Origin of the sequence: Mycobacterium sp. DL592, assembly GCF_011694515.1 — a bacterium.
Taxonomy (GTDB): Bacteria; Actinomycetota; Actinomycetes; order Mycobacteriales; family Mycobacteriaceae; genus Mycobacterium.
On record NZ_CP050192.1, the window covers coordinates 1,009,941 to 1,017,549 of the forward strand.

Annotated in this window: 7 protein-coding genes; 5 read left to right on the forward strand and 2 right to left on the reverse strand. The window is 67.0% G+C overall.

Annotated elements, in window-relative coordinates; genetic code table 11:
* The first annotated feature begins 73 nt into the window (after window positions 1-73).
* The gene (locus HBE64_RS04955; protein WP_167098471.1) at window positions 74-922 is read left to right on the forward strand and encodes a Bax inhibitor-1/YccA family protein; all 849 of its coding nucleotides are present in this window, start codon (window positions 74-76) and stop codon (window positions 920-922) included.
* A gap of 123 nt (window positions 923-1,045) precedes the next feature.
* Window positions 1,046-1,930: an endonuclease domain-containing protein gene (locus HBE64_RS04960; protein ID WP_243841502.1), complete on the forward strand. Its 885-nt coding sequence runs from the start codon at window positions 1,046-1,048 to the stop codon at window positions 1,928-1,930.
* Between the two features lie 54 nt (window positions 1,931-1,984).
* Here the strand turns inward: HBE64_RS04960 and HBE64_RS04965 are convergent, their stop codons facing one another.
* Entirely contained in the window at window positions 1,985-3,202 is a 1,218-nt protein-coding gene (locus tag HBE64_RS04965) for an acetyl-CoA C-acetyltransferase (RefSeq protein WP_167098474.1), read from the reverse strand.
* A gap of 42 nt (window positions 3,203-3,244) precedes the next feature.
* Window positions 3,245-4,204, reverse strand: a complete 960-nt coding sequence (locus HBE64_RS04970) for an SGNH/GDSL hydrolase family protein (RefSeq protein WP_208300648.1) — start codon at window positions 4,202-4,204, stop codon at window positions 3,245-3,247.
* 198 nt (window positions 4,205-4,402) lie between these two features.
* On the opposite strand from HBE64_RS04970, the gene HBE64_RS04975 reads away from it, so the two are divergent.
* The 3 genes from HBE64_RS04975 (at window position 4,403) to HBE64_RS04985 (ending at window position 7,535) form a co-directional block, all read left to right on the forward strand.
* Window positions 4,403-5,467 (forward strand): alpha/beta hydrolase, encoded by a 1,065-nt coding sequence (locus tag HBE64_RS04975; RefSeq protein WP_167098479.1) that lies wholly within the window; start codon window positions 4,403-4,405, stop codon window positions 5,465-5,467.
* Window positions 5,468-5,501: 34 nt separating this feature from the next.
* Window positions 5,502-6,896 carry a cystathionine beta-synthase gene (locus HBE64_RS04980; RefSeq protein ID WP_167098482.1) on the forward strand — a complete coding sequence of 465 codons (1,395 nt, stop codon included), beginning with the start codon at window positions 5,502-5,504 and terminating at the stop codon, window positions 6,894-6,896.
* A gap of 108 nt (window positions 6,897-7,004) precedes the next feature.
* Window positions 7,005-7,535, forward strand: a complete 531-nt coding sequence (locus HBE64_RS04985; RefSeq protein ID WP_167098484.1) for an RDD family protein — start codon at window positions 7,005-7,007, stop codon at window positions 7,533-7,535.
* The last annotated feature ends 74 nt before the right edge of the window (window positions 7,536-7,609 follow it).

Genomic DNA, 7,609 nt, shown 5'->3' on the forward strand with positions numbered 1-7,609 from the left:
ATTTTCTGGGAACCCGGCTGTGGCGCCGTTCGTTGACGGTGTGTTCACTCGATCTCCAGGAGAGGATCCGACGGTGCGGGAGACCAGCAACCCGATATTTCGCTCGCTGCCCAAGCAGCAGGGCGGATATGCACAGTTCGGCAGCGGCGTAGCCGGTGCCCAGCAGGTGGCTTACCAGGCCGACCCCTACACCACGCAGTACCCGCCGCAGACCGGTGTCTCGCGGCCCATGACGATCGATGACGTCGTCACCAAGACCGGCATCACCCTCGGTGTGCTGTCGATCGTCGCCGTCATCTCCTACTTCCTGGTCTCGGCCAACCTCGCGCTGGCGATGCCGTTCACCCTGGTGGGCGCGCTCGGCGGCCTGGCACTGGTGCTGGTGGCCACGTTCGGCCGCAAGCAAGACAACCCGGCCATCGTGCTGAGCTACGCCGCCCTCGAGGGCCTGTTCCTCGGCGCGATCTCGTTCGTGCTGGCCAATGTCGTGGTGTCGGGCGCCAATGCCGGCATGCTGATCGGCCAGGCCATCCTGGGCACCATCGGCGTGTTCTTCGGCATGCTCGTCGTCTACAAGACCGGCGCCATCCGGGTGACGCCGAAGTTCACCCGCATGCTGGTTGCGGGCATGGTCGGCGTGCTGGTGCTCATGCTCGGCAACTTCGTCCTGTCGATGTTCGGCGTGGGCGGCGGCGAGGGCATGGGCCTGCGCAGCGGTGGCTCGATCGCGATCATCTTCTCCCTGGTGTGCATCGCCCTGGCGGCGTTCAGCTTCCTGCTCGACTTCGATGCCGCTGATCAGATGATCCGCGCCGGCGCACCGGAGAAGGCGGCCTGGGGTGTGGCCCTCGGCTTGACCGTCACGCTGGTGTGGCTGTACCTGGAGATCCTGCGTCTGCTCAGCTACTTCCAGCAGCGCTAGCTTTACCTCGCACAAAGCCCCGGCCCCTTCCAAGCGGCCGGGGCTTTGTCGTATGGCGAGTGTCATCGGTTCTGCTCACAGATCGGGTTTTGTCCCCACAAGGTCGCTCTGTGAGCAGAACTGATGGCAGGTCTGCGCGATGGTGGGCCGATGACGAGCACTGCGCCTTTCATCGGAAGTGAGGCCGTCGATGCCGGGCTGGTCGGCAAGCATCTGCCGCGAACCCGGTACACCGCCGTATTTCCCGACGTGTATGCGCCCAAGGACGTTGAGCTGACGTCGCGCGAGCGTGCGCGGGCGGCATGGCTGTGGTCGCACCGGCAAGGGATTGTCATGGGGCTGACGGCGGCGGCACTGCATGGCAGCAGGTGGGTTGACGACGATCTGCCCATCGAGCTGATGTGGCTAAATGCCCGTGCACCCCAAGGCATAACAACGCATTACCTCCGCATGTACCGCCACGAGTTCGTCGAGATGGACAACCTCCGCATCACAACTCCCGCACGGACGGCCTTCGACATCGGGCGCCGTCGTCCCGCACGCTCAGCCGTCGCGCGGATGGACGCCCTGTTCAGGGCGACCGGTATCACTGTCGAGGAGGTGGCAGCCGTCGCTGTCGATCACCGGGGCACACCAGGCCTACGGCAGCTCGAGACAGTCTTGAGATGGGTCGACGCCGGCGCGCAGTCGCCGAAGGAAAGCTGGCTCCGAATGATTCTGGTCGAAGCAGGGCTGCCTCGTCCTCGTACGCAGATCCCGGTTCGGCGCTCAGATGGCTGGTCGAACTATTACCTCGACATGGGCTGGGAGGACGTCAAAGTCGCGGTCGAATACGACGGCGAACACCACCGCACCGACCGCCTGCAATACGCAAAGGATGCGCGCCGACGGGAGGAGTTGGAGCTGCTGGGCTGGATCGTGATCCGGGTACTCGTCGGCGACACGGCAGCCGACATCGTGCGGCGGGTGCGCGCTGCTCTGGCTCGGCGTGCATCGATTCTGCGGTGAGAGCGCGCAATCCTCGCGGACGGACGCTCTCACCGCAGAATCGGCGGGCGGACTCTAGGAGAGCCGCTCGATCACCATGGCCATACCCTGGCCGCCGCCGACGCACATCGTCTCGATGCCGAAGGTCTTGTCGTAGGTCTGCAGGTTGTTCAGCAGCGTGGCGGTGATCCGGGCGCCCGTCATACCGAACGGATGCCCCAGCGCGATCGCGCCGCCGGAGACGTTGAGCTTCTCCTCGTCCATCCCCAGCGCCCGCGCCGAGCCGAGCACCTGAACCGCGAACGCCTCGTTGATCTCGTACAGATCGATATCGGAGATCGACAGCTTGGCATTCGCCAGCGCCTTCTTGACGGCCTCGATCGGGCCCAGGCCCATGATCTCCGGCGACAGCCCCGACACACCGGTCGACACCACACGCGCCAGCGGGGTCAGGCCCAGCTCCTTGGCCTTGGTGTCGGAGACGATCACCAGCGCGGCCGCGCCGTCATTGAGAGGGCACGCGTTGCCTGCGGTGATCGTGCCGTTGGGGCGGAACACCGGCTTGAGCTGGCTGATCTTCTCGTAGGTGGTGCCCGCACGGGGGCCGTCGTCAGTGCTGACGACCGTGCCGTCAGGCAGGGTGACGGGCACGATCTCGCGCTCGAAGAAGCCGTTCTTGATTGCCTCTTCGGCTTTGTTCTGCGACCGAACACCCCAGTGGTCCTGGTCCTCGCGGCTGATGCCGGTGAACAGCGCCACGTTCTCGGCGGTCTGGCCCATCGCGATGTAGACGTCGGGAATCAGGCCGTCCGCACGCGGGTCGTGCCACTCCTCGGCACCGGCCGCGGCGGCCTCGGAGCGCTGCTGTGCGGCTTCAAACAGCGCATTCTTGGTGTCCGGCCAGCCGTCGGCGTTGCCCTTGCCGAACCGCGACACCGTCTCGACGCCCGCCGAGATGAACGCATGTCCCTCGCCGGCCTTGATCGCGTGGAACGCCATCCGCGTGGTCTGCAGCGACGACGAGCAGTACCGGTTCACCGTGGTACCCGGCAGGAAGTCGTAGCCCAGCTCCACCGCCACGGCGCGGCCGATGTTGAAACCGGACTCGCCGCCGGGCTGCCCACAACCCATGATCAGGTCGTCGATGTCGCGGGGATCCAGCGACGGCACCTTGTCCAGCGCGGCGCGCACCATCTGCGCGGCAAGGTCGTCCGGGCGGATGTCGACCAGCGAACCCTTGTAGGCCCGGCCGATCGGCGAGCGGGCGGTAGAGACGATGACGGCTTCAGGCATGAACAGGGCTCCTTAGGAGATGTGCGGCAATTGCACACGAACCTAACTCGCGGGCACCACGATCGGTGCGGGCACCCCGGTGGTACGCCTGCGGAACAGCCGCGTGATCGGCGCCAGGCGGGTAGAGACGTTCCAGCTCTGCGACGGCGTGATCCACGGCAGGTCCGGCACGGTGGCACCGGTCCACTCGCCGAGTTCGTGGCACAGCGCGGGCAGCAACTGGTTGGCCGCCAACGCATACCCGGCCGCCGAGGGGTGGAACTTGTCGTCGGAGAACATCAGCTCCGGAGTCTCCAGGAAGTTCGGCGTCAGCAGATCCGCCAGCGGCACCGGAACCCCGCCCGCGGCCCGCACCGCAGCGGCCTGCACCCGCGCCAGGTGCAGTCCGCGGGACCGCGTGGCATAGCGCAGCGGCTGCGGAATGGCCGTGATGACACCGAAATCCGGGCAGGTGCCGACGACGACGACCGCGCCGCTGGCACGCAGCCGCTTGACCGCGGCACCGAGCCGGTTGGCCGACGGCCCGATGCCGTTGAGCGCGGTGATGTCGTTGGCGCCGATCATGATCACCGCGGCGTCCGGTGGGGGACCGGCCACGAACATGGCGTCCACCTGACCCGACAACCCCTTGGACGTCGCGCCGACGATCGCCTTGGTCGACAGCCGGATCAGCTTGCCGGACTCCTCGGCCAGCCCACGCGCGATCACCACGCCGGGCACCTCGTCGGCGTCGCGGCAGCCGTAGCCGGTGGCTGTCGAGTCGCCGAACACCATCATGTGCAGGTCGTAGGGGACACCGCGCTCCCACTTGCGCACCGGTCCACCGCCGGGGGCGTAGACGCCGTCGGCGCGCGGGGGCACGTCCCAAGCCTTCGGGATCACCGTTCGAGCCTGGGCTGCCTGTTCATTGAGCAGAGTCCGGGCACCCAACACGGCTGTTCCGGTGGAGGCGAGTACTCCCGCCACCCCCAACACCACCGTCGACCGACGCGGCCCGCGCATGTCCACCGGGCCAGTTTATGTCGCGATACCCCCGGAAACCGGTCCCGACAGTGGCCCCGGGATTACGGACAGGTATCACTTCCGGTAAGAAAACAAATCGTTAGTTGTTGTATCTATCGCAGCTGTCAAGCTAAGTTACCGGGGTTCGCTGGTGGGTCCCGGGGACACGTATCTACAACGGCGTAGGGAGTGTTGACGATGACCGCACCCAGTAAGGTCCGGGCTTCTTCGCCCCATCGAACACAGGCCGGCAACGGCCTTGGCAAAGCCCACGGCCCGCGCCGCTATCCGGTTTCCGACGGCGCACCCGTCGAGGTCGTCGAGGACGGCCCCAGCATCGCTGCGCGGCTGGTATCCATGGGCACCCGCGCCACGATGTGGCCCACCCTCGCCGTGCTGAGCCATGTGCCGCACTGGCCGTGGCCGTTCGGCCTGGTGGACTTCGTCGCCCGCGCGGTCCTGCCCACACCGGGAACGGTGCGCGCCACCGTCGGCCTGCCCAACGCCTCGGCCCAACTGGTTCGTGCCCCCGGCGTGCTGCCCGCCGACGGCCGTCGCCGCATCGTGCTCTACATGCACGGCGGGGCGTTCCTGACATGCGGTGTCAATTCGCACAGCCGGATTTCAACTGCGCTGTCCAAGTTCGCCGATTCGCCGGTACTCGTGGTCGACTACCGGCTCATCCCCAAGCACTCCATCGGCAACGCCCTCGACGACTGCTACGACGCCTACAAGTGGCTGCGGCTGCGCGGCTACGAGCCCGACCAGATCGTGCTCGCCGGCGACTCGGCAGGCGGATACCTGTCGCTGGCGCTGGCTCAGCGACTGCAGGCCGAGGGGGAGGAGCCCGCCGCGCTCGTCGCGATCTCGCCGCTGCTTCAACTCGACCACGGCCCCAAGCTCAACCATCCGAACATCCACACCGATGCGATGTTCCCGCCCAAGGCATTTGACGCACTGGTCGCGCTGGTGGCCCGCGCGGCCGCCAAGAACATCGTCGACGGCGAACCCGAGGGCGCCTACGAACCGCTGGATCACATCGAGCCCGGGCTGCCCCGCACCCTCATCCACGTGTCGGGCTCGGAGGTACTGCTGCACGACGCCCGGCTCGCCGCCCGCAAGTTGGCTGCCGCGGGCGTGCCGACCGAGGTACGGGTGTGGCCCGGCCAGATCCACGACTTCCAACTCGCCGCCCCGCTCATTCCGGAGGCGACGCGCTCGCTGCGCCAGATCGGCGAATACATCCGCGAGGCCACCGGCTGAGCGCACAGCGGTGCGGGCCTGACACCATGTAGGCATGCGTATCGCGCCGCACATCAGCGAGCTCATCGGGAACACTCCGCTGGTTCGACTCAACTCGGTTGTGCCAGAGGGGTCCGGCCTCGTCGCGGCCAAGATCGAATACCTCAACCCCGGGTCCAGTTCCAAGGACCGCATCGCGGTCAAGATGATCGACGCCGCCGAAGCCAGCGGCGAGCTCAAGCCCGGCGGCACCATCGTCGAACCCACCTCCGGCAACACCGGCGTCGGCCTGGCACTGGTCGCCCAGCGCCGCGGCTACAAGTGCGTGTTCGTGTGCCCGGACAAGGTCAGTGAAGACAAGCGCAACGTCCTGCGCGCCTACGGCGCCGACGTCGTCGTCTGCCCCACCGCCGTGCCACCGGACCACCCGGACAGCTACTACAGCGTCTCCAACCGGCTGGTCACCGAGATCGACGGCGCATGGAAACCCGACCAGTACTCCAACCCCAACGGGCCGGCCAGCCACTACGAAACGACCGGCCCGGAGATCTGGGCGGACACCGACGGCAAGATTACCCACTTCGTCGCAGGCGTGGGCACCGGCGGCACCATCACCGGTACCGGCCGCTACCTCAAGGAGGTGTCCGGCGGGAAGGTCAAGATCATCGGCGCCGACCCCGAGGGATCGGTGTACTCCGGCGGCACCGGCCGGCCTTACCTCGTTGAAGGCGTGGGCGAAGACTTCTGGCCGTCGGCGTATGACCCGGCAGTACCCGACGAGATCATCGCCGTCTCTGACGCCGACTCGTTCGACATGACGCGCCGGCTCGCCCGCGAGGAGGCGCTACTGGTCGGCGGCTCGTGCGGCATGGCGGTGGTCGCCGCGCTCAAGGTGGCCAAGGAAGCCGGCCCCGATTCGCTCGTGGTCGTCCTGCTGCCCGACGGCGGCCGCGGCTACCTGTCGAAGATCTTCAACGACGCCTGGATGTCGTCCTACGGGTTCCTGCGCACACCGCTCGACGAGTCGGTGCCCGAACCCGTCGTCGCCGACGTGTTGCGCGGGAAGTCCGGGGAGCTGCCGGACCTGGTGCACACCCACCCCTCGGAGACGGTGCGCGACGCCATCGGCATCCTGCGCGAATACGGGGTCTCCCAGATGCCCGTCGTCGGCGCCGAACCGCCGGTGATGGCCGGCGAGGTCGCCGGCAGCGTGTCCGAGCGGGAGCTGCTCTCGGCGGTATTCGAGGGCCGGGCCAAGCTCGCCGACGCGGTGGCGTTGCACATGGGCCCGCCGCTGCCGCTGATCGGCGGCGGCGAGCTGGTCAGCGCGGCCGCCAAGTCGCTGCGGGAATGGGACGCACTGATGGTCGTCGAGGAGGGCAAACCCGTCGGCGTCATCACCCGCCACGACCTTCTGGGTTTCCTCTCGGAGGGCCCGCGCCGCCGCTGACCTGCCGCGTAACCCGCAGGTGAACATTGCACTTTGGCGCGATACGAAGTCTCTTCTCCGGTAGATTGTGTCCGGCTTGAGCTGGGCCGATGTCTGCTGGAAGGCGCGATGACCGACCAACCACCGGGGCAACCCTACGGTGACCAACCGCTGCCGCCCGAGGCCTACACGCCGTGGCTCACCCGGGTCGTCGCGTGGCTGATCGACCAGCTCCCGGTGTACCTCGTGATCGGCATCGGCTCGTGGATCTGGCTCGCCAGCGCCCAGGGCACCGTCTGCGTCACCGACTCCTCGGAGTACGAACTCGGTGAATTCTGCAAAGAGGGCTTCATCGGCCCGACCGTGCTCGGCTGGGCCGCACTGGCCATGGCGACCGTGTTCTCGCTCGGGTTCGCGCTGTGGAATCTGGGCTTCCGCCAGGGCAACACGGGATCCAGCGTGGGCAAAACGATCATGAAATTCAAAGTGATCGGCGAGAAAACGGGTCAGCCGATCGGTTTCGGTTTGTCAGTGATCCGGCAGTTTGCCCATTTCGTCGACCAGATCGTCTGCTACATCGGTTATCTTCTTCCGCTGTGGGACACCAAGCGCCAGACGCTGGCCGACAAGATCATGTCCACCGTCTGCGTGCAGTTATAAAGCCGGTCAATATCTCTACTCACCCACGAAAGCCGAGGATGTCATGACACAACCGCCCGAACCGCCCGGGAACG